The following is a 24,555-nucleotide window of genomic DNA, read 5'->3' as shown; positions in this document are numbered from 1 at the left end:
AAGAGGTCCTGGGCCGGTCACGCCGACTGGCGGCGCACCAGCGTGGGCTGGTGCAGTACCTGTTCGGGCGGTGCCTCCCGTAATGGGGACGCGGACCCCCCGGACCCCGCGTCCTGACGTCCCCCGACGTTCTGTTCGCGCTCCCGGCCCGCGGCCCCCCGGCCCCGCGCGTCCCCGTCCAGCAGGCGGACGAGGATCGACACGCAGCTCGCCGCGACCTCGGTGATCGGCTGACGGACGCTGGTCAGCCCGACCGCACGGGCCACCGGCGTGTCGTCGAAGCCGATGACCGGGATCCGCCGGCCCGCCTGGAGCGCGCCCAGGGCGAGCGAGTCGCTCACGCAGACCAGGGCGGTCGCCGGGCGGCCGGCGTCGATGAGGGCGTGCGCGGCGGCCTCCCCCTGGGGGACGCCGTCGTCGGTGCGGTGGTCCAGCTCGGCGATCTCCGCGGGTCCCGCGCCCGCGTCGGCCAGCGCCCGCGCCCAGCCGGCCCGGCGGTCGTCGCCGACGCCGGATCCCCCGGGCCAGCCGAGGAAGCCGATGCGCCGGTGGCCGGCGTCCAGCAGGTAGCGGGTCGCGAGCGCGGTGCCCGCGGCGCCGTCGACGTCGACCCAGGGGTAGCGCCGCTCCGGCGGGACGCCCCACGGCCGGCCGAAGGTGACGAACGGGATGCCCAGCTCCAGGAGCCTGGTCGTGCGGGGGTCGCCGTAGTCGGTGCTGGTGAGCACGAAGGCGTCGGGCTCGTGGACGCCGAGCAGGTCGTCGAAGGTGGCGAGCTCCGCGTCGTGGTCGTCGGCCGTGTACAGCAGGACGCGGTACCCCGCGCGGGCCGCCGACTCGGTGAGCCCGTGCAGGTAGCGGTCGAAGACGAAGCCGTTGATGCCGTCGTCCTGGGCAGGCTCGATGCGCGAGGCGATCAGCATGGACCTGCCGGTGCGCATCTGGCGGGCGGCCTGGCTGACCCGGTAGCCGAGGGCCTGGACGGCCTCCTGGACGCGGAGGCGCGTCTCCTCGCGGACCACCTCCGGGGAGTTCAGCACGTTCGACACCGTCTGCCGCGACACCTTCGCGTGTCGTGCGACGTCGGCGATCGTCACCTTGTCAGCCATTGGCACCTTTCGAGCATTTGATCGTTCAACACGGACTATGGCACGATTGGATCGTTCAAGTAAAGGCGATGTTTCGTAAGCTGCAAGCGGAGGTCATCCCGCCGTGCGGCGCAGGCTCGACAGGACCCAGGGGGCCATCGGTGTTCGACCAAGGTGCAACGCCCGAAGCCGAGGACCTCGCCGCGTGCGTGGCGGACCTCGAAACGGCTCTCGGGGACCCCCCCGCCACGCCTCCCGATCCCGCACCTCCGCTCCAGCCCCTGCTGCATGATCTCGTCAGCGCCGTCCTGGCCCCGACGAGCGCGCTCAGCGGCGCGGACGGGCAGATCCGCGCCACGGGCGCGCAGGGGTTCTTCCACGCGGACTCGCGGGCGCTGTCCCAGGTCAGGCTACTGATCGACGGACGTGAGCCCGAGCCCATCGCCCATTCCCTCACCGGTCCGGGCGGCGCGCGGTTCGTCTCGCTGGCCAGGTGGCTCGGCGACCCCGGCCCCGACCCGACCGTGCGCGTCGACCGCGTCCGCGAGGTCACCGCGGGCGGCATGGCCGAGACCCTCGACATCGTGTCCTCGGCGGCCACGGGTGTGACCGCGACGGTCACCCTGGAACTGGCGTGCGACCTCGCCCCGATCGAGGTGGTGAAGTCCGGCAGGCGCGGCGACCCGGTGCCGGCCGTGGACGGCGGGCCGGGCACGCTCACCTGGGCGTCCCAGGGCATCACCGTCACCGTCACGGGCGACCACGCCCACGCCGAGGACACCGCCGGGGACGGGGCACGGCTGCGGTGGGAGATCGCCCTGGCTCCCCGGGGCCGGGTCACCCTGCGCTGGGAGGCCGCCGTGGACGACCCGGGGGCCGTCGTGACGACGCCCGCCGGCCCCGTCGAGTGGGGCCGGCCGCGTGTCACGGCCGCCGACCACCGCATCGTCCGCCTGCTCGACCGCTCGCTCGACGACCTGCGCTCGCTGCGCCTGGCCGAGGCCGGCGCCCCCGGCGACACGTTCCTCGGCGCGGGCGTCCCGTGGTTCCTCACGCTGTTCGGGCGCGACAGCCTGTGGGCCGCCCGGATGCTGCTGCCGCTCGGCACCGGCCTGGCCTCGGGCACCCTCCGCGTCCTCGCGCGCCACCAGGGCGTCCGTGCCGACCCCGAGTCCGGCGAGGCGCCTGGGAAGATCATGCACGAGCTGCGGCGGCACGAGTTCACCGTCGAGGGCAACGGCCTGCACCTCCCGGCCACCTACTACGGCACCATCGACGCCACCCCACTTTGGGTGAGCCTGCTGCACGACGCCTGGCGCTGGGGCATGCCCGAGGGGGAGGTCGCCGCGCTCCTGCCCGCCATGGAGGCCGCGCTCGGCTGGCTCGGCGGCGACGCCGACGCCGACCGCGACGGCTTCCTTGAGTACATCGACACCAGCGGGCACGGCCTGGCCAACCAGGGCTGGAAGGACTCCGGCGACTCGGTGCGGTTCCGCGACGGCCGCCGGGCCGAGGCGCCCATCGCCCTGGCCGAGGTCCAGGGATACGCCTACGAGGCGGCCCGGCACGCGGCGGCGCTGCTCGCGGCCTTCGGCCGGCCCGGCGCCGACCGCTGGAACGAGTACGCCGACGCGATGGCCGAACGGTTCCGCGCCCGCTTCTGGGTCGACGGCCCGTACGGCCGGCACCCCGCGCTCGCCCTCGACAGGGACAAACGCCCGGTCGACTCGCTGACCAGCAACATCGGCCACCTGCTCGGCACCGGCCTGCTGTCGGACGAGGAGTCGGCGACCGTCGCCGGGCTGCTGGCCTCGCCCGCCATGGCCGGCGGCTTCGGCCTGCGCACGATGTCGTCGCGGGACGGCGGGTTCAGCCCGCTGTCGTACCACTGCGGCTCGATCTGGGCGCACGACACCGCGATCGTGGTCGCGGGGCTCGCGCGGGCCGGGTTCGGGGCCGAGGCGGCGCGGCTGGCCGAGGGCCTGCTGGCGGCGGGGGAGGAGTTCGGCTACCGGCTCCCCGAGCTGTTCGCCGGCGACGACCGGGAGGCGGTCCTGCGGCCGGTGCCCTACCCCGCCGCGTGCCGCCCGCAGGCGTGGTCGGCGGCGGCGGCCGTCACGATCGTCCACGCGGCGCTCGGCGTGTATCCCGACGTGCCCTCGGGCGTCGTGGCGCTCCGCCCGATGGCCGGGGCCCCGCTCGGCGCGCTGTCGGTGGACGGTCTGCGGATCGCGGGCGCCGAGGTCGCCGTCTCGGTCGACCGGGACGGCGCGGTCACGACGTCGGGCCTCCCCAGCGGGCTCACCGCCGTGAAGGGCAGCGGTCCGGACGGTTCCTGACGGCCGGTTGTCAGGGCCATCTTGGCGATCTGTCGGAAATAGGAGTCAGATTCGCGGGCTGAGTCACCGTCAGGCGGGAAGGCATCCCGGGGAGGGGGCGGCCGGAGCCACGGCCGCCTCCCGGCACCCCCGGTTCCCCCGGCAGGAGGAGGTCCCCGTGACAGTGACCGGCCCGCGCCCCGCACCCGGCCGCTGTCGGTCGGCGGCGAGTACGCCGCCAGCGCCACCTACCTGACCGAGGCGTCCAGCCCGCGCCGCCGGGGGTTCTCCTCCAGCTTCCAGTACGTCTCCATGACCGTGGGCCAGCTCATCGGCCTCGGCCTGCAGATGGTGCTCCAGCAGACCATGAGCGACGCGGCCCTGCACTCCTGGGGATGGCGGATCCCGTTCGTCGTCGGCGCCGCCGGGGCGGCCGTGGTCTTCTACATCCGGCGCGGCCTGCTGGAGACCGAGGCGTACGAGGAGGACGAGGGCGTCGAGGCCGCGAGCCGCGGCACCATCCGGGGGCTGCTCGCGCACAAGCGGGAGTTCGCGCTGGTGGTGGCGCTGACCATGGGCGGCACGGTCGCGTACTACACCTACACCACCTACCTGACGAAGTACCTGTCCAACACCGCGGGGCTGTCCAAGCCGGACGCCACCCTCGTCAGCTTCCTCGCCCTGACCATCTTCTGCGTGCTCCAGCCGCTCGCGGGCGCGCTGTCGGACCGCATCGGGCGGCGGCCCCTGCTGGTCACCTTCGGGGTCGGCTCGATGCTCGGCACCGTGCCCATCCTGACGGCCCTGCGCGGCGTCACCACCGTCGGCCAGGCCCTTGTGCTGTCGGTCGCCGCGCTGGTCATCGTGACCGGCTACACCTCGATCAACGCGTGCGTGAAGGCCGAGCTGTTCCCGACGCACGTCCGCGCGCTCGGCGTCGCCCTGCCGTACGCGATCGCCAACGCGCTGTTCGGCGGCACGGCCGAGTACGTCGCGCTGTGGTTCAAGAACGCCGGGGCCGAGTCGGGGTTCTTCTGGTACGTCGCCGGGTGCGCCGCGGTGTCGCTGGTCGTCTACCTGACGATGCGCGAGACCAGGGACACGGCGCTGCGCCGGTCCGAGCGGAGCGGCGACGTGCCCCAACCGGCCTGACCCGCGCGGCGGGCCGTACGTGCCCCCGCCTGGCACGGGCGGGCCGGGCGTCAGGTCGCGGTGTCCACGGCGACGATCGGCAGGGCCGGCTCCGGCCGCGCCTCCGTCCCGGCGGCCTGCACCCGCTCGGAACGGGCCAGGTCCTCGTGGGCGGTGGACAGGATCGCGATCCCGAGGACCAGCGTCCCTGCGCCGATGTAGAAGGGGACGTGCACGTTGGTGTGCTCGACGAGCTTGCCGGCGGCGAAGGGCGCGAGGCCGCCGCCGATGAACCGGACGAACCCGTAGGCGGCCGAGGCGATCGGGCGCTCGACCGGGGAGACGGTCATCACGGCCTGCGTGGTGACCGTGTTGTTCACGCCGATGAAGACGCCGGCCACGATCACCGCGACGACCAGCACGGCGGGGTGCGTCGTCCAGATGGCGATGACCAGCACGGTCACGGCGAACAGCGCCAGGTTGGCGTAGAGCGTGCGGGCGATGCCGAAGCGGCGCTGCAGCCAGGGCGCCCCGAAGACGGCGAACACCGCGACCAGGACCCCCCAGCCGGTGAAGACCAGGCCGAGCCGGATCGCGTCGAGCCCCATCGGGAAGGGGGCGTAGCCGAGTACGGTGAAGAACGCCCAGTTGTAGCAGAGCGCGGCCAGCGACATCGTCAGCAGGCCGCGGTGCCGCAGGGCGCGCAGCGGCTCCAGGATGCCGATCCTGCGTTCGGGCAGCGGCATCGGCCGCACCAGCACGGCGGTGGCGATCATGGCGATGGCCATCAGGGCCGAGACCCCGAAGAACGGGCCGCGCCAGCTCACATTGCCCAGCAGCCCGCCGAGCAGGGGGCCGACCGCGATGCCCAGCCCGAGCGCGGCCTCGTACAGGATGATCGCGCCCGCGAAGCCGCCGCTGGCCGAGGCGATGATCACCGCCAGGGAGGTGGCGATGAACAGGGCGTTGCCCACGCCCCAGCCCGCGCGGAACCCGACGATCGACCCGATGCCGGGGGAGGCGCCGGCCAGCGCGCTGAACACGACGATCAGGCCGAGGCCGCCGAGCAGCGTGCGCTTGGCGCCGACGCGGCTGGAGACCCAGCCGGTGATCAGCATGGCGACGGCGGTCACGACCAGGTAGCTGGTGAACAGCAGGGTGACCTGGCTCGGGGTCGCGTTCAGCTCGCTGGAGATCGCGGGCAGGATCGGGTCCACCAGGCCGATGCCCATGAACGAGACCACGCAGGCGAACGCGACCGCGAACACCGCCTTGGGCTGCCGGAACGGGCTCACGCTCGCGCCGCCGGGATGACCGCTCATCAACAGTGCTCCATTCGAGAGGACGCGGGGGATCAGATGGCCCGGCGGGCGGCCGTACCGCCCGTACCGGCCGCAGCGGGGGTACCGGCCGCGCCGGCCGTACGGTCCTCGGGCAGCAGGCTCGTCAGGCGGTCGATGGCGGGCAGGGCCGCGACGAGCAGCGCGCGCTCGTCCTCGGTGAGCTCGGCCAGCAGCGCGGTGAGCTGGGCGGCGCGCGCCTCGCGGCGCCCGGCCAGCGCGGCCCGTCCGGCGTCGGTGATGTGCACCTGGACGACCCGCCGGTCCTCGGGGTCGCCGGCGCGGACGACGAACCCGGACTCCTGGAGGCGGGAGACGAGCTGGGTCATCGCGGGCTGGGTCACGCCTTCGCGGGCGGCCAGGTCGGTGAGCCGGCAGGGGCCCGAGCGTTCCAGGGTGGCCATCGTGGCGACCGAGGTGAGCGACAGGTCGCCGCGCGTGCTCAGCCGCAGGACGAGGCGCGTGAGCCGTTCCAGCGCGGCCGTGACCTCGGCGCCGGAGGGGTCACGCGTGCTCGTCGTCCCGGATAATTCCATAAGGGACTTATATCAATGTGTTATGTATATGTCCAAGCGAATGCCGAGGCTCGGCGCTCAGGGGTTCAGCGGCGGGGGTGCTTGAACTTGATGTTGCCCATCCCGACGTGGCCGGAGACACGGAGGACCGGCAGCCCGGGGCGCGGCGCGTCGGTGACCTTGTTGACGACGCTTCCCATGCCGGTCGTCACCTGCTCGACCCGCACGCTCCACCCGCGCGGCACGATGACGAGGATGTTCCCCGCTCCACACGTGGCGGCCAGCGTGACCTCGGAGTGGGCGCAGGTCGCCTGGGTGAAGTCGATCTTGATGTTGCCCCACGCGCAGTCGGCGGTGATGTGCCTGGGCACGACCCAGTGCCCCACCTGCTGGGCGTTGCCCGACCGCACCTTGAGCACCAGCGGTTCGTCGGTGGAGGCCAGGACGCCGTTGGTCGGCAGGTCGGCGATCAGCACGTCCAGCTCGGCGTAGGTCTTGGACTGGTACGCCCGTTCGAGGCGCTGGTCCAGCTCTTCGAGGGAGATCCGGCCCTCGCCGGCGGCGATCCGCAGTCTTTCGGAGACCGCCTCACGATCCACATCCGAAGCGCGCAGATTACCGGTTACATCCGTCATGTCACCACGGTAGCCGAGGATGCCGATCTGTCAGAGTCTCCGTACGGTAGAGATCATGGCCGCGGGCACGGGACAGGACGGGCGATTGTGCGGTACGACGGGAGGCGTGGCGGAACCTTCTCGCACTACCATCTCGGCGGACCGGGATCCTGTAGGTGTGATCGGCACCGGAACGGTGGAGATGGACGATTGTGAGCGACGGCCGCTTCCGCCGGCCGTGGGCCGCCTCTTCGACGACGGCGGCGAGGGACGCACCCTCGCGGTGGAGCTCCCGGCGGGCGCGGTGGTGTGGCCCGACCCCACCTACGGCCAGTTCCAGGCGCGGCGTCGTCCCGCCTTCTGGCTGAGCCAGGGGTCGGTCTCCGCGTCCTTATGGGCCAGGCTGCGGGCCGAGCACCCGAACTCCGGCCTGTGGCCGGTCCTGCTGGAGGACTCCGTCCAGCCGTGGTCGGTCGGGCAGATCGCCCCCGACGCCGCCGCCGAGATCGACAACTACACCGTGGACGCGTTCATGGCGGAGGTCTGGGCCGACTGGGTCGAACGGGCCTCAGAGGAGCAGATCGAGATCCTCGACCCCTTCGGCGCCCAATGTCCCGGCCCGGCCGGCCCCGGCGAGATCCAGGCCGACCCCGGCGCGGTGGCCGACCAGTACGCGACGATGCTCGCCACGCAGGGGACGCCCGTGGGGCTGGCCGCCGTCGAGCGGGGGGCGGACGCGCTGGCCGTCATGGGCTGGCAGGGCGCCCTGCACCACAACGAGTGGAACGTCCCCCTGGCGGCCGTGGTGCGGAGCTGGGAGGACCGCTTCGCGGCCCGCCTGGTCGGGCTGGGGTTCAACACCCTCGACCTCAGCGTGGCCGCGCCCCCGGTCACCTCGCGGCACGCCCTGCGGGTCGCCGCCGAGCACTGGGCCTTCTGCCCCGACGCGATCATCCAGGGCGCCGGCACCCTGGTCGACTACGCCGAGCAGATCCGTGGCAAGCACATGTGGTCCTTCTGGTGGGACTGACCCGGCCGGAACCGGGTTTTCGGCCACGCATGGTGCCGGGACGCTTGCGAAGCGCCGTCAGGCGGTGTCAAGGACGCGGGTACGAAGCACTCGGAGCGGGCATGAGATGATGTCCTGGTGCTTCGCCGCATCTGGGCGTGACGGGATCGGAGGCGGGGTGCAGGACACCGTCGCCAGGCGGGCCGGTCACGCGCGCCCACGTGCGAGGCTGAGTGGTTGCCCCGTCCAAGACCAGGAGGTCCGCATGACTGCCGACGCACCGGAGCCGGAATCCGAAACCCCGGACGACGAGTTGAAGCGCAAGTTCCGGGAGGCCCTGGAGCGCAAGCGCGCCACCCAGGCCGAGACGAACGAGACCGGCCGGGGCAAGGATCCGTCCAAGATCCACGGCGCTCACGGCCCCGCCGCGAGCAAGCGCTCCTTCCGCCGCAAGAGCGGCGGCTGACCCACCCCGGCCGCCCCGGCGACCGGCCCCGTCCCCACCCACGGCCCGACTACCCCCACCGGTAGCCGGGCCGCGTGCCGCCCCGGCCCCGCCGCCTAGGGCCGGCGGAACAGCTCGACCATCGCCGCGTACCCCTCGCCGCCCCGCCCTCCGGCCACCGCGCGCCCCGCCAGGGCCTCGACGAACCTCGGAAGCTCGGTACTGACACCGAGGGACTCGCTCTCGCGCACCAGGTGTTCCATCGCGGCCAGATGAGTGCCGAGCGTGGAGTCGAGCGCCGGGTACTCGCCGTCGTCGATCTGCCGCGCGTACCCCGGCACCCACCCGGCCACCGTCTCGATCAGCGTCTTCGCGACCGGGGCGAACGACGTCGCCTCCACACCGGCGGCGCCGAGCAGGGCGGCACCGTGCAGGAACCCGTTCAGGATGTTCCACATCACGCTCAGCGCCGCCACGTCGTACAGCGACGACAGGCCGTGGTCACCGCCCAGGTACGTCGTTCCCGCGCCCAGGCTCCGCAGCACCGGCTCGTGCGGGTCGAACGCCTCGCGCGGCCCGCTGTACAGGACGACGGCGTCCGCCGTGCCGATGGCCTCGGGGACCGCCAGGACCGCGCCGTCGAGATAGGCCACCCCCCGCTCCGCCGCCCACCCGGCGGTCTCACGCGCCCCCCGCGAGGTGCCGGAGGTCAGGTTCACCAGGACCCGGCCGCGCAGCGCCTCACCCAGCGGGCCGACCACCTCCCGTACCGCCTCGTAGTCCGAGAGGCAGACGACCACCAGCGGACCGGCCGCGACGGCCTCCGCCGCCGACCCGGCGAGCCTCGCGCCCCGCTCCACGAGCGGGCCGGCCCTCCCCGCCGTACGGTTCCACACCGTCGTCGGATGCCCCCCGGCCACGAACGCCCCGGCCAGTGCCCGGCCCAGCAGGCCCAGGCCGATGACCGTCACAGGAGTACGGCCGGCATCGTGATTCCCCATCGTGCGCTCCCTCGAAGCAGGGTCGGTGGTCATGGCAGAATCATCAACGTTCACACCGATATGAAGGTCAAGGAGAAGGAGCGGGCGTGCTCATCGGGGAACTCAGCCGGCGTACCGGGGTCCACGCGCACCAGTTGCGCTACTACGAGACCCAGGGCCTGCTCGAACCCCGGCGCGGCGCCAACGGCTACCGCGACTACCCCGCCGACGCCGTCCTGACCGTCACCCAGATCAGGAGCCTGCTCCGGGCCGGGCTCTCGACCCAGGAGATCGGGTACATGCTGCCGTGCGCCACCGGCGCCGCCCCCGACCTGGAGTCCTGCCCCGAGCTCGTCGCCGTCCTGCGGGCACGCTTGCGCGGCCTGGACGAGCACATCGACACCCTCGCCCGCTCGCGTCAGGTCCTCCACGACTACATCGACGCCACCGACCGGCGCGCGCCACGCCGGACCTGCGACGCCTCACCGGCCTAGGGTTGGGAGCGCTCCCACCTGATCGAGGGTGCGGGAGGGATGGGGCGTGACCGGAGGGGCGTGAGGGACCGGTGGTGCGGGGACGGCGGGAGGCTGGGCCGTCTTCGGTGGGCGGCAGGGAACAATCATGTATCAAGCGGTTCACATCATCGACTTTCGCCCGTAACCTTATGGGAGCGCTCCCATTAAGGAGGAGCAGGTGTCCCTCACCTCCCGCGCGAACCGCACGTCCGCACCCGGCGTACTCGAACGCCTCCCGCTGCGCACGGCCGAGTGGATCCTGTCCGCCGAGGCCCGGAGCGCACAGGCGGCGCGCGCGCTCGTCGGCGCGGAGCTGCGGCGCTGGGGCGCCATGAGGCTCGTCGACGACTGCTCGCTGATCGTGAGCGAGCTGGCGACCAACGCCATCCGGCACGGCGGCACGGCGTTCTCGCTCCGGCTCGGCAGCGACGGTTCCTGGGTGTACGGCGAGGTGTTCGACGCGGGCGACGGGCTGCCCTGCCAGGCACCGGGGGACCACGACGCGACCGGCGGCCGGGGCCTGCTGATCGTGAGCCTGCTCGCCGACGACTGGGGCGTGGTCAGCGCGGACGGCGGCGGCAAGACCGTCTGGTTCGTCACCGGGCTCGGCGGCGAACCCGAAGCCTCCTGACCCGGACTCCGCCGGTGCGAAGGCCGCATCCGCCCGGTGCGGAGGCCGCAGGAGGAGGTCCTCGCGCCCGAGGGACGAGAAGCGTGGCGCGTCCGATCCGCGGGGGCCAAGAGTGGTACGGCCGCTCCTCGCGCCCGTGAGCGGGGTGCTCAGGCGGGCGCGAGGCGGCCGGTGGGTCAGCGGAAGGCGTCCAGGCCGGTGAGGGCGCGGCCGAGGGTGAGGGCGTGCACCTCTTCGGTGCCCTCGTAGGTGGCGACCGTCTCCAGGTTCACCATGTGCCGCATCACCGGGTACTCCAGGGTGATCCCGTTGGCGCCGTGGATGCTCCGCGCCGCCGCCGCCACCCGCTGCGCCGCCCGGACGTTGGCGAGCTTGCCGAAGCTGACGTGCGAATGGTGCGCGAGCCCCGCGTCCTTCAGCCGCCCGATCCGCAGGGCCGTCATCGTGGCGTGGTTGACGTCCACGAGCATGTCCGCGAGCTTGCGCTGGGTGAGCTGGAACGCCCCGATCGGCCGGTCGAACTGCACGCGGGTCTTGGAGTAGTCGATCGACGCCAGCAGGCAGGCCCTGGCGGCCCCCGCGACGCCCCACACGATGCCGTACCGCGCCTCCGACAGGCACGAGAGCGGCCCCTTGAGCCCTTCCGCGCCCGGCAGGATCGCGTCCCCGGGCAGCCGTACGCCGTCGAGGACCAGCTCGGAGGTGATCGACGCGCGCAGCGACAGCTTCTTGTGGATCACGTTGGCGGTGAAGCCCGGTGCCGAGGTGGGGACGAGGAAGCCGCGGATCCCCTCGTCGGTCGCCGCCCAGACGATCGCGACGTCGGCCACCGACCCGTTCGTGATCCACATCTTGGTGCCGTCAAGCACCCAGTCGCCGCCGTCGCGCCGCGCGCGGGTGCGCATCGAACCGGGGTCGCTCCCGGAGTCGGGCTCGGTCAGGCCGAAGCAGCCGAGCGCTTCGCCGGTCACCATGCGCGGCAGCCACTCGTCCTTCTGCGCGTCCGTGCCGAACCTGTGGATCGCCGTCATCGCGAGCGACCCCTGGACCGAGACGAAGCTGCGCAGCCCGCTGTCCACGGCCTCCAGCTCCCGGCAGGCCAGGCCGTAGCTCACGGCGCTGGTGTCCGCGCAGCCGTACCCGGACAGGTTCATGCCGAACACGCCCAGCTCGCCGAGGCCCTTGGCCAGCCCCTTGGGGTCGGGGATCGTGCCGGCGTCGAACCAGTCGGCCACATGCGGGAGCAGTTCGGCGGCCGAGTAGTCGCGCACGGCGTCGCGGATCGCCCGCTCCTCGCCGGACAGCTCGCCGTCTACTTCGAGAAAGTCATGAGGGTTCATACGCGGTCACCGTAAGAGGGTCACGGAGGTGCACGTCGCTGCCGCTCCTGTTACAAGCACCCAATCACAGCCGCGCGCCGGTGCCACAGGCGGAGGTGGCGAGCCCGTCGTACGCGCGCGCGCCCGGCGGGAGGGGCCGTGCGCTCAGTCGAGGTCCTGGCGGCGGCGCGTGCGGGGGCTGAGGCGTTTCAGCAGGCGGTCGACGGAGCTGCCGAAGGGGTTGTCCTGCACCAGGTAGGTCCAGGTGGCCGTGGGCCGCTTCAGGCCGGCCTCCAGCGGGTCCATCCCGTCCGCGGTGATCGGCGCCGTGCGGAACGTCTCGACCGACCGGAGCTCGACCTCGTCCAGCAGGTGCCGGTACGCGGCGGTGCCCTCGCGGTTGAACTCGTCGATCGGCTTGAGTTTGTGCCCGAGGGCGCGCAAATGGATGCCCTCGCGCACGTCGGACATGAAGCCCAGATGCTCGGTCCAGCAGCGGTCGAGATGGAAAAGGACGATCTCCCGCGCCGCGGCCTGCAGCACGTCCTCGCCCACGAGGTCGCTCAGCTCGCTCCAGCGCTCCGGCGCGGCGGCGGCCAGGGCCTCCCCGGCGGCGTCGCCCCGCAGGACCTTCTCGCGCTGCGCCAGCACCAGGTCGCGCTGCCGCTCCAGCAGGCGGGTGTAGCGCCAGGTGTTGCGGTGGATCTCCAGGTGGGCGCCCTCGGCGACCCGCTGGGCGTGGCCGACGACGTACCCGGCGCGTTTGTGGCGGACCACGCCGTCGTCGCCGGCGGCCGGGAGGGCCTCACCGGGGGCGTACTGCGTGATCAGGTCGTCTTCGAGGCTCACCAGGAACACCGAGCCGCCGGGGTCGCCCTGGCGCCCGGCGCGGCCCCTGAGCTGGTCGTCCAGGCGGCTGCTCGCGTGCCGGCCCGAGCCGATGACGTACAGGCCGCCCAGCTCGGCGACCCCCTCGCCGAGCCGGATGTCGGTGCCGCGCCCGGCCATCTGCGTGGACACGGTGATCACCGCACGCTCGCCGGCGCGCGAGATGATCGCGGCCTCCTCGGCGTCGTTCTTGGCGTTCAGCACCACGCAGTCGAGGTCCCTGGCCCGCAGGTCGTCAGCGAGGCGCTCGGACTCGGAGACGTCGAGCGTGCCGATCAGGATCGGCCGGCCCGTCGCGTGCACGTCGGCGATCTCGGTGGCCAGCGCCCGCTCCTTGTCGGCGACCGTGCCGAACAGGCGGTCGGGCTCGTCGGTGCGCACGCACGGCGTGTTCGGGGGGATGACGGCGACCTTCAGGCCGTAGAACTCCCTGAGCTGCTCCTCGACCGCCACCGCCGTGCCCGTCATGCCGCACAGCTTGGGATACCTGCGGATCAGGCCCTGGACGGTGATGGAGTCGAGGATCTCGCCGGTCTCGCTCGCCGGGAGCGCTTCCTTGGCCTCCACGGCGGCCTGCAGGCCGTCCGGCCAGCGCTGGAGGGTGGCCACCCGGCCGCGCGACTGGCTGACGAGCTGGATGCGGCCGTCACGCACGAGGTAGTCCACGTCGCGGGTCAGCAGCGCGTGGGCGTGCAGGGCGAGGTTGACCCGGGTCAGCACCTCGGGGGTCTCATACAGGTTGATGCCGCCCAGTGCCCGTTCGACCGCGTCGGTGCCCTTGGCGGTGAGGTAGACGTTCAGCGCCTGGTCGTCGAGCTCGTAGTGGTATCCACGGGATAGTCGCCTGACCAGCTCCGCGGTCTCGGGCGCGTCGGCCCCCGGGTCGGCCGCGCCCGCGAGCACGAGCGGGACGCGGGCCTCGTCCACCAGCACCGAATCGGCCTCGTCGATCAGCGCGACGGACGGCTCGGGGACGATGACGGCGGCGGGATCGGTCGCCACCCGGTCGCGGAGCACGTCGAAGCCGATCTCGCTGACCGACGCGTACATCACGTCCTTGGCGTACGCCTCCCGCCGCTCCTCGGGCGTCGAGGACTGGCCGATCCAGCCGACGGACACGCCCAGGGCCTCGTAGAGCGGGCCCATCCACTCGGCGTCGCGCCGGGCGAGGTAGTCGTTGACCGAGATGACGTGGACGGGCGTGCCGCGCAGGGCGAACCCGGCGGCGGCGATGGCGCCCGACAGGGTCTTGCCCTCGCCGGTGGCCATCTCGGCGACCTGGCCGGACAGCAGGGCGAGGGCGCCGACGAGCTGCACGTCGAAGGGACGCATGTCCAGGGTGCGGCGGGAGGCCTCGCGGGCGACGGCGCAGAACTCGGCCAGGTCGTCCATGGCCGGGCGGGGAAGGTCGGTGAGCGCGGCGACCCGGTCCTCAAGGGCGCCCGCCTGCGTGGCCACGCGTTGAAAAGGACTGATGTTCGCGCTTCCCGGACGATCCAGGAGATTTCTGATCACTTGCGTTATCGAGGCCACGTACCCTCCAACGCCTCCTATTCTAACGGCGTTCCCGACCCTGATCGTCAGCCGCTGTGCGCGGGGACGTCCCGATGGGCCGAGGCGGGGCGGTTGGAGAGCGGGATCTCCTTGATGAAGAACGCGAGCACGAACCCGACGGCCACGATGGGCGCCACGTACAGGAAGATCGGCGGCAGCGCGTGCGCGTAGGCCCGCGCGATGGCCTCTCGTACGGGCGGCGGCAGGTGGTGGACCATCTGCGGGGTGATCGCGTTGACGTTGCTCACCGGCAGCCGGGTGCCGCTCGACTTCAGGGCGTCCGACAGGCGGTTGATGAACAGCGCGCCGACCAGCGAGGTGCCGAGGGAGGCGCCGGTCTGCCGGAAGTAGTTCACCGCGGAGGTGGCCGCGCCCACGTCGCGGTGGTCGACCGAGTTCTGCACGATGAGCACGAGCGTCTGCAGCACCATCCCGAGCCCGAAGCCGGCGACGAACATGTAGCAGCTGTTGACCACCATCGAGGAGTCGGCGGTCATCCGCGACAGCAGCACCAGGCCGGCCGCCAGCAGGCCCATGCCGAGGATCGGGAAGATCCGGTACCGCCCGGTCGCCGAGATGACCCGGCCCGAGCCGATGGAGGTGATCGTCATCCCGGCGACCATCGGCAGCATCAGCAGGCCCGACTGGGTGGCGCTCGCGCCGTTCACCATCTGCAGGAACGTCGGCAGGTACGCGATGGAGGCGAACATGCCGACGCCGACGAACACCGAGAGCGCGGCAGGGAACACGAACAGGTTGGCGCGGAACAGGTGGAGCGGGATGATCGGCTCCTCCGCCGCGCGCTCGGCCAGCACGAAGCCGACGGCGAGGACGACCGCCCCCGCCGCCAGAGCGATGATCATCGGCGAGCCCCAGGCGTACTCCGTGCCGCCCCAGCTCGTGACCAGCACGACGCAGGTGGACGTGGCGGCCAGCAGGGCGGTGCCGAGGATGTCCAGCTTCGGGTGCTTCTGCGGCCGGGGGAGCTTCAGCCCGACCACGGTGATGACCAGGGCCAGCAGGCCGAGCGGCAGATTGACGTAGAAACACCAGCGCCAGCTCGCGTGGTCGGTGAAGAACCCGCCGATCAGCGGCCCGATCACCGACGACAGGCCCCAGACGGCGCCGATGATGCCGGTGTACCTGCCGCGCTCCCTGGGGGAGACGAGGTCGGCCACGATGGCCTGCACGCCGATCATCAGCCCGCCGCCGCCGAGTCCCTGAAGCGCACGGAAACCGATCAGCTCGGGCATGTTGCGCGCCAGCCCGCACAGCACGGACCCGACCAGGAAGATCACGATGGCGGCCTGGAAGACGATCTTCCTGCCGAACAGGTCGCCGAGCTTCCCGTAGATCGGCAGGCCGATGGTCGAGGCCAGGATGTAGGCCGTGACGATCCAGCCGATGTGCTCCAGGCCCTTCAGGTCGCCGACGATCGTCGGCAGGGCGGTGGACACGATCGTCTGGTCGAGTGCCGCGAGCAGGAGGGCCACCATGAGCCCGGCGAACACCAGATTGACCTGATGGCGGTTCAGCCCCGCCTCATCGGCACTCATCCAACGCCACCTCTCCCATGGGGCTGGACGATCCTATCCAGCGTACGCACCAGAACAACCTTCGTACCGCGTCCGGCCACCGGTTGCCCTCCTGTCCACAACGTCTAGCATGTCCGACCCCGGCACCGGGCCCCCGCTCCCGGTATTTGCCCGCCTCCGAGACACGACATGACCCACTACGAGGCCCCGACCGGTTCACCGGCCGGCGCCGACCGGCTCACCGGCCCCGAGGCGGTCGGTGGCCCGCCCCTGCCACGCTACGAGGGCTTCACAAGGCGCGGCGTGACTCGCCGAGGGTCAGGAACGCCACCGAGGCCAGCAGCACGGCCGCGCCCGCCGCCGAGGCCGGCGTGAGCCGCTCGCCCAGCGCCAGGACGCCGATCGCCGTCGCGCCCGCCGGCTCCAGGAGCGCCACCATCGAGGCGGTGGTCGCCCGTACGGACGCGAGCCCGGTGAAGAACAGGCTGTAGGCGAGCGCCGTGGGCAGGGCGCCGAGGTACCCGAGCAACGCCAGCGTCGTCACCGGGCCCCCGCTCGGCACCAGGCCCTCGACGGCCGCGATCGGCAACAGCAGGACCCCGCCGACGGCGAACCCCCACATGGCCGTCCCGTACGCGTCCCCTCGGCCCATCGCCACGTCCCCTTCGGTACGCCCCGTGGGGCGGGCCGAGGCGCGGGAACGCGGCGTAACGTCTGCGGGCCGGGTCGAGGCGCGGGAATGCAGGGTGACCCCGGCGTAGGCGACCGCCGACAGCAGGGCCAGGCCGGCGCCGGCGGGCGAGACGGCGGACGGGCCGCCGACCATGAGGACCAGGCCCGCCAGGGCCAGCCCCATGCTGAACGTCCCGACGCGGCCGAGCCGCTCCGCCAGGGCCAGCCGCGCCCCGAGGGCGACCACCGCCGGGCTCGCGCCCAGCGTGATCACGGTCGCCATGGCGACGCCGGTCTCGGCGACCGCGGCGAAGTAGGCGGCCTGGGAGATCGCCAGCCCGGACCCGACGAGCAGCAACCCGCCCCAGCGCGCCCTCGGTACGGCCACGCGCGCGGGCGTGCCGGGGCGCGGGAGGGTGGTCGTGCCGGGGCGCGGGAGGTGGGCGGCGGCGAACAGCAGGGCGGCGCCGAAGACGAAGCGCCAGAAGGAGACGGCCACCGGGCCGAGGCCGCTGACCTTGTACAGCAGGGCCGCCGCGGGGCCGCCGGTGCCCCAGATGGTGGCGGCGATGGTGACGTACAGCATGCCCCGTCGTACGGAGACGTGCGTCATGAACTCTCTCCATGGAGGTGGTGGGAAAGAAGGGCCCGTGAAACGGGCAGCCGCCACCGACCGGACCTACCAGGTCCGGATTTATGGAGAGAAACCGCCCGTTATCGGGCGGTGGGGGGAGAGGTGATCAGAGTCCGGCGCATACGCCCCAGGCTAACCACCGGCCACCCCCACCGACCACCGGATTAGCCCGCCGCCGAATGACCGGCCGCCGGATGATCGCGCTGGATGGTCGGCCCCTCTTGCATCCTGACTGACTATCCAGTCAGTCTATGGAAGGACACCACACTGGGCCCGCGCGGCGGCCGGACCATGAGCGGGACGCCCCGTCCGATCGTCGCCGCCGAAGGAAAGCGGGATCTGCGAGATCCGGGATCCGGGATCTGCGGGATGTGCGGGATATGGGCGGAAGGGATGCGGGATATGCAGGCAATGAACGAGATCGCTGAGCGGCTGGGCGTGGTCGGGCTGCCCGAGCCGGTGCGGTCTCTGGCCGCACGGCGCTGGGACGTGATAGTCGTCGGCGGCGGGCACAACGGGCTCACCTGCGCGGCCTACCTCGCCAGAGCCGGCAAATCGGTGCTGGTCCTGGAGGCGCGCGAGCGCCTCGGCGGCGCCGCCACGCTCGACCGGCCCTTCCCCGATCCCCGGTACGTCGTCAGCCCGTGCGCGTACGTCGTCGGGCTGCTCGACGAGACCGTGATCCGCGACCTGCGGCTGCACGAGCGCGGGCTGGAGGTGTACCTCGCCGACCCGCAGCTGTGGGTGCCGTTCGACGACGGGACCGCCTTCGCGCAGTGGCTGGACCACGACCGGACGCTTGCGGGGCTGCGGGACCTCGGCTTCTCTCAGAAGGACATCGACGGATATTTCGCTTATGAGGATCTGTTCGACCAGATCCGCATCCGGCTCCGCAAAGGGGCGCGGGACACCTGGTCGGGCGACTCCCCGTCCAGGGCCGAGCTGGAGGAACTGCTCGGCGGCGAGCGCCTGATGACCGACGTGCTCTTCCACGCCTCGATCGCCGAGGTCCTGGACGAGTTCGTCGGCGACCAGCGGCTCAAGGACGCCCTCTTCGGCCAGGGCATCATCGGCACCTACGCGGGCCCGAAGGACCCGGGCACCGCCGCCGTCAAGTTCATGCACTTCGCCGGCGAGGTGAACGGCGAGGGCGCCGTCTGGGGCTACGTGCGCGGCGGCATGGGCGTCGTCAGCTTCGCCATCGCCGACGCCGCGCGCGAGGCGGGCGCCGTACTGGCGACCGGCGTCCCGGTGGGCGAGGTGCTGCCCGGCGAGGGCGTCAGGCTGGAGGACGGCACGTTCATCGCCGCCGCCACCATCGTCAGCAACGCCGACCCCAAACGGCTGATGACCATGCTCCCCGGCGACGCCGTGCCGCAGGACTACCGGCGGCGCATCGAGGACTGGGACATCCGCAGCCCCGTCGTGAAGTTCAACGCCGCGCTCAGCCGGCTCCCCGACTGGACGGCGGCCCCCGGCGAGACGTTCATGGCCCGGGGCGTGGTCAACACGACCACCGGCTTGGAGGACGCGCAGAAGGCCTTCGAACGCTGCGAAACAGGCGAACCAGCCGTCGGCTTCGGCGAGATCTACGTCCAGACCGGCCACGACCCCTCACCCGCCCCCGAAGGCCGCCACCTGATGAGCGTCTTCGGGCAGTACGCCTCCTACGACCTCAACGGCGGCTGGGACAACCGCAGGGAAGACGTCGCCAAACAGTTCATCGACCTCATCGAACGCTTCGCCCCCGGCTTCTCCGACTGCCTGGAAAGCTACGAGGTACTCGGCGCCCCCGACATCGAACGCCGGGTAGGCCTCACCGGCGGCCACATCTTCCAGGGCGAAGTCCGCCCCAACCAAATGTGGACCAACCGCCTAACCCCCCGCACCCCCATCCCCCACCTCTACCTCTGCGGCGCCGCCACCCACCCCGGCGGCAGCGTAATAGCCCTAAACGGCAAAAACGCCGCAATCGCCATCCTCGCTGACCAGCAGCGTCACCATGGTTGAGGTTCCAGGTCGCGATCGTTCCTGTGCCATTCCGCGAGCGCGATGACGTGCGGATGGTCGTCGCCCAAGGTGTGGCGCATCGCCCGCACCACACGTTCCCGGAGTTCACGTGCCTCTTCGGCTTCGCCGAGAGCGTTCAGGGACACGGCGAGATTGCCCTCACAGATGAGCGTGTCGGAATGCCCGGGTCCCAGCATCCTCGTGAGCCGGGTGAGCGTGGTCCTTTCAAGTGACTCGGCGGCCTCGGGCAGCCCTGACCAGGCAAGGCAGTTCGCCATGTTGATCGCGCAGACCAGCGTCAGCGGGTGTGCTTCGCCGACCCCGGCGATCAGTGCGTCCAGAGTCGCCTTCGTGAGCTCCTTGGCCTCGTCGAGGCGGCCGAGCAGCCGGAGATAGATGGCGACGTTGTTCGCTGTGGCCAGGGCGAGAGGGTGATCGCGACCGAGACTCTCCTGGAACCTGGACATCGCGTCGGTGGCCAATTCGAGGGCGCGAATAGTCTCACCGGCCGCCGCCAGACAGGAGGTGAGCTCCAGACGGCACGACAGGGAGTCCGGTGCCCCGGTTCCGTAGCGGGCGACGTAGCGTTCGTATGTTTCCTCGATCAGGACACGCGCCTCCGCCATGGCCCCGGATCTGCGAAGCGATGTAGCGAGACTCGTGGCGGTCCGGAGGGTATCGATCATGTCGTCACCGAGTACGCGTCGATGGTGCTCAAGATTGACTCGTAACATCTCGACAGACTCGGCGAAGTGCCCGAGTTCCCTGAGATCGTGGGCGAGATCACCTATCGAGTAGAGCGTGTACGGGTGCATCTCGCCGATCATCTGACGCCGGCGATCGACGGTCTCCAGATCGAGTTTTCGCGCCTTCGAGAACTCGCCCGCCAGCCTCAGGCTGACACCCAGATTGTGTGCCGACATGAGCGTGCGTGGATGGTCTTCGCCGAACGACTCCCTGACCCGTACGTACGTCAGATTGTCCACCCGCAAGGCTTGGTCGAAATCGCCGAGGGCTCTCAGATCGGCGGCCAGACCCCCTGCCGTCATCAGAGTGAACGGATGGAACTCGCCGAGAGTGCGAGTCTGAGCAGACAGAACCTCGGTGTCGACCTGGAACGCTTCCTCGTACCTGCCCATCGAACGCAAGGTGTTGGCGATGTGGAAGCGCAGATGAGTCGTTTGCCGGTCATCTTCGCCCAGCTTGATGTTCCATCCGCGAACGAGCCGGTCACCGAAACTCAAGCTCGCCTCGAAATCACCCCGTTTCCACAGGTAGCGCACTCGATCGATCAGCAGGCTCCGGGTGTCCTCCTTCCCGCATTGGTCCGCCATCGAGGGCCCGAGATGAGGCCAGATCTCGTCGTACCGTGGCCAGTTCCCGGGGTCGTCGGTGGCCCCCAACTCTGGCGCGGCCGCGACGAGGATACGGTGCACGTCATGCGCGGTCTCGTCCCTCCGTTCGGGGTCCATTCGATCTCTCACGACACCCTGAATGAGACGATGAACCTGGACGGACCTGTCAACTTGGTCCACTTTGGCCAAGGCGTAGCGGCCGAGGTGACGGATGACAGGACCGAGCAGGACCTTCTCGTTCACCGCACTGTCGTACGGCTTGAGGAGTCCCACCATCGCGTCGCAGTAGACCAGGTCCAGGGAGATCGGCTCCGACGCGAAGAAGGACAGCAGTTCGAGCATCCGTACCGATGCGGGTGAGTGCTCTTTGAGCCGTTCGATGGAAAGGTTCCACGTCGCCGCGACCGCCGTTGGATAGCCTGGCGACAGTTCACCCAGTGACAGCGTCTCGGTCACCTGGGTCCGGAGATGCTCGACGTACTGGCCGGCGGGCATCCCGGTCTGCTCCAGCCAGGCACTGGCGTTCTCGATGGCGAGCGGCAGGTCTCCGAGGGTGGACGCGACCCGATCCGCGTCCGCTGGATCGACTCCTGGTGCGCGGCGAAGCAGGTGCTCCACGCTCTCTTCACGGTTGAAGACGTCGACCTCCAGCGGATCGGCGACGCGTGACCATGCGGGGTTGCGCGATGTGATCAGGATGTGTCCGGATCCACTGGGCAGGAACCTTTCGAGATCGTGTGGATCATCCGCGTTGTCGAAGATGAGCAACCATCGGGAGAAAGGATCGCCGCGACGCAGCGCCTCGTGCGCGGCCCTGGACGATTCGCTCACGCTGTCATTGACCCCCGTTCCAAGCGACCCGGCCAGTTCGGCCATCGTTGGATTGATACGGTCAAGATGCTCTGCGGCGATCCACCAGACGACGTCGTAGTCGGCCATGAACCTGTGGGCGTATTCCAGGGCCACCTGGGTCTTGCCGACACCGCCGAGACCGTGCAATGCCTGCGGCCGGACCACTGCCTTACCACCACTGATGATCCGGTCACGAAGCTTGTCCAGAACGTCGTTTCGTCCGGTGAAAGCGGCGTTCCTGTTGGGGACGTTCCACACCGTCGGACGGGTTCCGGGGAAGCGCGGGCCACCAGGGGGGTAACCCAAGTCGTGGTTCGGGTGATGCGGCCTGCCGAGTTTTCGCAACAATGTCTCGGTGGCCTGCTCCTCCTCCATGAACATCAGATCAAGGGTCACACGGTCACCAAGGACGGCGGGCGGTCGTACGTCGGCGACTCGGACGGGCACCAGCTGGGAACGGATCTCCGTGGCCTCGAACGTTCCCCACAGAGCCTGGGCCTGGGGGGAACGCATATAGGAGATCGAGAGAAGCGCGATGGTGGCGACGATCATGTCAGGCCCGGCGCCGGGACCAGCGGTGGGAGATGCCTCGTCCTGTCGCTGGATCTGGAAGCCCGAACGTCGCAGCAAGGCGGCTATCCAATCCGCCCACATCCGGTCCTCAGGCACGTAGCTGAGGAGCACTCTCGGGGAGGTCGTGGCGGACTTCCGGGCATACTGCTCTCGAATCCGCAGACGGCGGTTCTCGTCGAACGGCGGCATCGACGTGACCTCACCCCAGGTGATCACACCGACCAGACGTTCGAACGCCGCCAGAAGCGAGGTCGGTGAGCCTGGTGCGTCCCCGAACGCGGCCAGTGTCTCCTCGAAGGCGTAGAAGGGTTTGTAGGGAATCTCAATCGCACCCCAGTACTCACGGGTCTCAGCCGGGCTCATGCCGACGGGGAAACCGTCGAAGCGGCGCCTGGCGAGTTCGCGCCCGGCGTCGAGCTTGACCTTTTCTCCGTCCTCGACGCGCATGGGAACCGGAAGGATCCGGATGTGCCGGCTGCCGTACCTGCCATCGATGTGGCGGGCGACGGCGGAGGCGCCTTCGATGCTCTGGTCGTTGAGGGAGAAGCACGTGACGAGAGTGTCCGGAAAGTGGATGGTGCAGATGTCGGCGATATCGCTCAGGCCGGTCCGGCTGTCGATCAGGATGTAGTCGTAATGGCGCTTCATGTCGGCTTTCAACGCGTCGAGGTACTGCCCGCCTCGGCGCCGCGTATAGAAGTCCTCCCAATCCATTGAGGCCACGAGCGAGGTGTAGTCGCGACTCTGGCGACCGGCGAAGACGACGTCGACCGTTCCCTCGCCCGGAAAATCGCTCCAATCGACGGACACCGCGTTCTGCTGCACTTTGGCGTAGTCGACATGCCAGTCTCCTGGACGTGGATCACGAGACGTCGCGATCACGTACTCGGTGATCATGTCGACCACCCCTCCGGTCGAGCTCATGATGTTGGCGTCGAGGAAGGGATGGAAGTACTTGTGCAGTCCGGGGGATTCAAGATCCCAGTCGAGCGCCAGCACCCTCTTGCCGTTGCTCGCGAGGATCCACGCCGTGTTGGCGAGAGCCATCGTGCGTCCGGTTCCTCCCTTGTAGGAGTAGAACGTGATGATGTGGCCCTCGGGAGTGTCGCTCATCGCCGAGCCTCCGTATCGTCGTCGCCCAACGGGAACGGGACACCTTGCAGTCTGGGAAATTCGAGGGACGGGAATCCTTGAGGGGGATGCGCCGGGGATCGTAGACGGTGCTGGATCACGGCGGTCTGTGCCACTTCCGGGATCGCCTTGGTCAGCTGAGGAAGGGTCTCGATGTCCATGGCGATCGAGAGCTGCGTGGGCCGCCCTTCCGCGGCTTTGTTCTGCAAGATCGACATGAGATTCGCCCGCAGCCGGGATCTGGCGTCCATGGTCTGTGCGTCATCTGGATTCCACGGCGCCAGCACTGTCAGCCACGGTCTTCCGGCCTCCCCCAATCGGCGTAACTGTTTCAATGACCTGTCCGAAACCGTCGCCCACGCGTCTACGAGAACGATCCCGGGACTCGTTCGTGCCGCGTCGCCGAAGAAGTCGCCGGCGTCCTCCTCTGATGTTCCGAATTCCACTCTGAAGCCGTGCTGCCGTACGACCTCGGCGACATGTTCGGCGAGGGGTCTGCCGAGCACCGGCCGGTAGGGGTTCCATTCGAGCGGCGTGTACCCGTAGTGGTAGGGAAGGCGGTCCTCCGGCAGATGAGAGATATCCGGGGCGATCACCGAGATTCGTATGCTGAGGCCGTCGGCACGGTGGGGATCCAGCTGTCCGAAGGCATTGCTCAGAGACTCGTAGTCGGGTGGTGGATCGCTCGGTGTGAGCATGGCGGCCTGCCCTACCTCGACGATTCGGCGCGCCAGCCGGTAAACGGCCATCTGGTATGCGTCACGAAAGCGCCGTAATTTCATGATTCCGTAGAATCCATGCTCCAGGTACGAGGTTCCAAGTCCGGAGTGACCGAACTGGATGGATCGTGCGACCTCCGGCAGGTCGTCGTGGGGAACCGGCACCCAGAGGGCCGGGACGATTCTGTCGACTCGCGCGGATCCACGTGCGTGGTGGCGTAGAATTCGCTGGGAAAACGCGGTCCACTCCCTGCCGCAGTGCTCGCTGTCAAAATAGTGCCTGGAGTACAACGGGACGAACACCCGGCAGGATGAGATGCTCTCGGCCAGCCGTCGAGGCCAATCGCTGCCGGAGTTGAGCTGCCGATCCATGAATCCCGGCGGTGCGTTCCGATTGAGGCCGCTCAGCACCGTCACATGCCGACACAGGTCGGTGAACAGCCGCTCGACCCATTGGTCCGGATCGTATCCGGTGTCGAAGTCATGCCGAGGGGTGTGCGCATAGCTGAGAAAGAAGTAGGGGCCTGCTCCGGAATCGCCTGACACGTGTGGAGCCTCCCCGCGTGGATCTTGCGAAGTCGCGGACCGTAGACAGGTAGGTTAAGCCTGTGACTTCGGGTAGGCAATGTCGTGTACCGGAATCGTGCTCGGTAGATTAATGCCGCAGCCGAAGTTTGAAATAGACCGGTGCCGGGCCGATCGTTTCCGGCCGACGACCGTATGGTCC

Annotated in this window: 18 protein-coding genes; 7 read left to right on the top strand and 11 right to left on the bottom strand. The window is 70.3% G+C overall.

Annotated features, from left to right (window positions below; translation table 11 throughout):
- Positions 1-17: 17 nt before the first annotated feature.
- Complete coding sequence (locus NYZ98_RS16475; protein WP_262843659.1) at positions 18-1,109, bottom strand: LacI family DNA-binding transcriptional regulator; 1,092 nt, start codon at positions 1,107-1,109, stop codon at positions 18-20.
- A gap of 140 nt (positions 1,110-1,249) precedes the next feature.
- Here NYZ98_RS16475 and NYZ98_RS16470 point away from each other — a divergent pair, with 140 nt between their 5' ends.
- Positions 1,250-3,427, top strand: a complete 2,178-nt coding sequence (locus NYZ98_RS16470; protein WP_262843658.1) for an amylo-alpha-1,6-glucosidase — start codon at positions 1,250-1,252, stop codon at positions 3,425-3,427.
- Between the two features lie 192 nt (positions 3,428-3,619).
- Positions 3,620-4,558 (top strand): MFS transporter, encoded by a 939-nt coding sequence (locus NYZ98_RS16465; RefSeq protein ID WP_262843701.1) that lies wholly within the window; start codon positions 3,620-3,622, stop codon positions 4,556-4,558.
- Between the two features lie 50 nt (positions 4,559-4,608).
- Here the strand turns inward: NYZ98_RS16465 and NYZ98_RS16460 are convergent, their stop codons facing one another.
- The 3 genes from NYZ98_RS16460 to NYZ98_RS16450 form a co-directional block, all read right to left on the bottom strand.
- Positions 4,609-5,859 carry an MFS transporter gene (locus NYZ98_RS16460; protein WP_262843657.1) on the bottom strand — a complete coding sequence of 417 codons (1,251 nt, stop codon included), beginning with the start codon at positions 5,857-5,859 and terminating at the stop codon, positions 4,609-4,611.
- Between the two features lie 32 nt (positions 5,860-5,891).
- Entirely contained in the window at positions 5,892-6,413 is a 522-nt protein-coding gene (locus tag NYZ98_RS16455; RefSeq protein ID WP_262843656.1) for a MarR family winged helix-turn-helix transcriptional regulator, read from the bottom strand.
- 65 nt (positions 6,414-6,478) lie between these two features.
- On the bottom strand, positions 6,479-7,027 hold the full coding sequence (locus NYZ98_RS16450) for a DUF1707 SHOCT-like domain-containing protein (RefSeq protein WP_262843655.1): 549 nt from the start codon (positions 7,025-7,027) through the stop codon (positions 6,479-6,481).
- A gap of 157 nt (positions 7,028-7,184) precedes the next feature.
- Between NYZ98_RS16450 and NYZ98_RS16445 the strand changes: the two genes are divergently transcribed.
- A complete protein-coding gene (locus tag NYZ98_RS16445; protein WP_262843654.1) occupies positions 7,185-8,036 on the top strand; it encodes a DUF4253 domain-containing protein in 852 nt (283 codons plus the stop codon).
- A gap of 244 nt (positions 8,037-8,280) precedes the next feature.
- Entirely contained in the window at positions 8,281-8,481 is a 201-nt protein-coding gene (locus tag NYZ98_RS16440; RefSeq protein ID WP_262843653.1) for a DUF5302 domain-containing protein, read from the top strand.
- Positions 8,482-8,576: 95 nt separating this feature from the next.
- On the opposite strand, the gene NYZ98_RS16435 is transcribed toward NYZ98_RS16440, so the two are convergent.
- Positions 8,577-9,461, bottom strand: a complete 885-nt coding sequence (locus NYZ98_RS16435) for an NAD(P)-dependent oxidoreductase (RefSeq protein WP_262843652.1) — start codon at positions 9,459-9,461, stop codon at positions 8,577-8,579.
- An 86-nt stretch (positions 9,462-9,547) separates the two neighbouring features.
- Here NYZ98_RS16435 and NYZ98_RS16430 point away from each other — a divergent pair, with 86 nt between their 5' ends.
- On the top strand, positions 9,548-9,934 hold the full coding sequence (locus NYZ98_RS16430) for a MerR family transcriptional regulator (protein ID WP_262843651.1): 387 nt from the start codon (positions 9,548-9,550) through the stop codon (positions 9,932-9,934).
- A 199-nt stretch (positions 9,935-10,133) separates the two neighbouring features.
- Positions 10,134-10,586, top strand: coding sequence for an ATP-binding protein (locus NYZ98_RS16425; RefSeq protein ID WP_262843650.1), 453 nt, complete (start codon positions 10,134-10,136; stop codon positions 10,584-10,586).
- 176 nt (positions 10,587-10,762) lie between these two features.
- On the opposite strand, the gene NYZ98_RS16420 is transcribed toward NYZ98_RS16425, so the two are convergent.
- The 4 genes from NYZ98_RS16420 to NYZ98_RS16405 all read right to left on the bottom strand — a co-directional run bounded on the left by NYZ98_RS16420 (position 10,763) and on the right by NYZ98_RS16405 (position 17,167).
- On the bottom strand, positions 10,763-11,926 hold the full coding sequence (locus NYZ98_RS16420; protein WP_262843649.1) for an acyl-CoA dehydrogenase family protein: 1,164 nt from the start codon (positions 11,924-11,926) through the stop codon (positions 10,763-10,765).
- 144 nt (positions 11,927-12,070) lie between these two features.
- Positions 12,071-14,317, bottom strand: coding sequence for an accessory Sec system translocase SecA2 (gene secA2 / locus NYZ98_RS16415; RefSeq protein WP_262843700.1), 2,247 nt, complete (start codon positions 14,315-14,317; stop codon positions 12,071-12,073).
- A gap of 56 nt (positions 14,318-14,373) precedes the next feature.
- Positions 14,374-15,903: an MDR family MFS transporter gene (locus NYZ98_RS16410; protein WP_262843648.1), complete on the bottom strand. Its 1,530-nt coding sequence runs from the start codon at positions 15,901-15,903 to the stop codon at positions 14,374-14,376.
- Between the two features lie 268 nt (positions 15,904-16,171).
- Positions 16,172-17,167 carry a DMT family transporter gene (locus NYZ98_RS16405; protein WP_262843647.1) on the bottom strand — a complete coding sequence of 332 codons (996 nt, stop codon included), beginning with the start codon at positions 17,165-17,167 and terminating at the stop codon, positions 16,172-16,174.
- A gap of 432 nt (positions 17,168-17,599) precedes the next feature.
- Between NYZ98_RS16405 and NYZ98_RS41375 the strand changes: the two genes are divergently transcribed.
- Entirely contained in the window at positions 17,600-19,198 is a 1,599-nt protein-coding gene (locus NYZ98_RS41375; protein ID WP_316249571.1) for a phytoene desaturase family protein, read from the top strand.
- Here NYZ98_RS41375 and fxsT read toward each other — a convergent pair.
- Together fxsT and NYZ98_RS16390 are read right to left on the bottom strand one after the other, a co-directional pair.
- The gene (fxsT, locus tag NYZ98_RS16395; RefSeq protein WP_262843646.1) at positions 19,186-23,091 is read right to left on the bottom strand and encodes an FxSxx-COOH system tetratricopeptide repeat protein; all 3,906 of its coding nucleotides are present in this window, start codon (positions 23,089-23,091) and stop codon (positions 19,186-19,188) included. The two genes, NYZ98_RS41375 and fxsT, sit on opposite strands and share 13 nt — an antisense overlap.
- Positions 23,088-24,374, bottom strand: coding sequence for a TIR-like protein FxsC (locus NYZ98_RS16390; protein ID WP_262843645.1), 1,287 nt, complete (start codon positions 24,372-24,374; stop codon positions 23,088-23,090). Before NYZ98_RS16390 ends, fxsT begins: the two co-directional genes overlap by 4 nt.
- Between the last annotated feature and the right edge of the window lie 181 nt (positions 24,375-24,555).

The sequence above is a fragment of the Sphaerisporangium corydalis genome (genome assembly GCF_025506355.1).
Classification (GTDB): Bacteria; Actinomycetota; Actinomycetes; order Streptosporangiales; family Streptosporangiaceae; genus Sphaerisporangium; species Sphaerisporangium corydalis.
The sequence above is the reverse complement of the archived record's forward strand: the minus strand, read 5'-3'. Positions and strand labels throughout refer to the sequence as shown.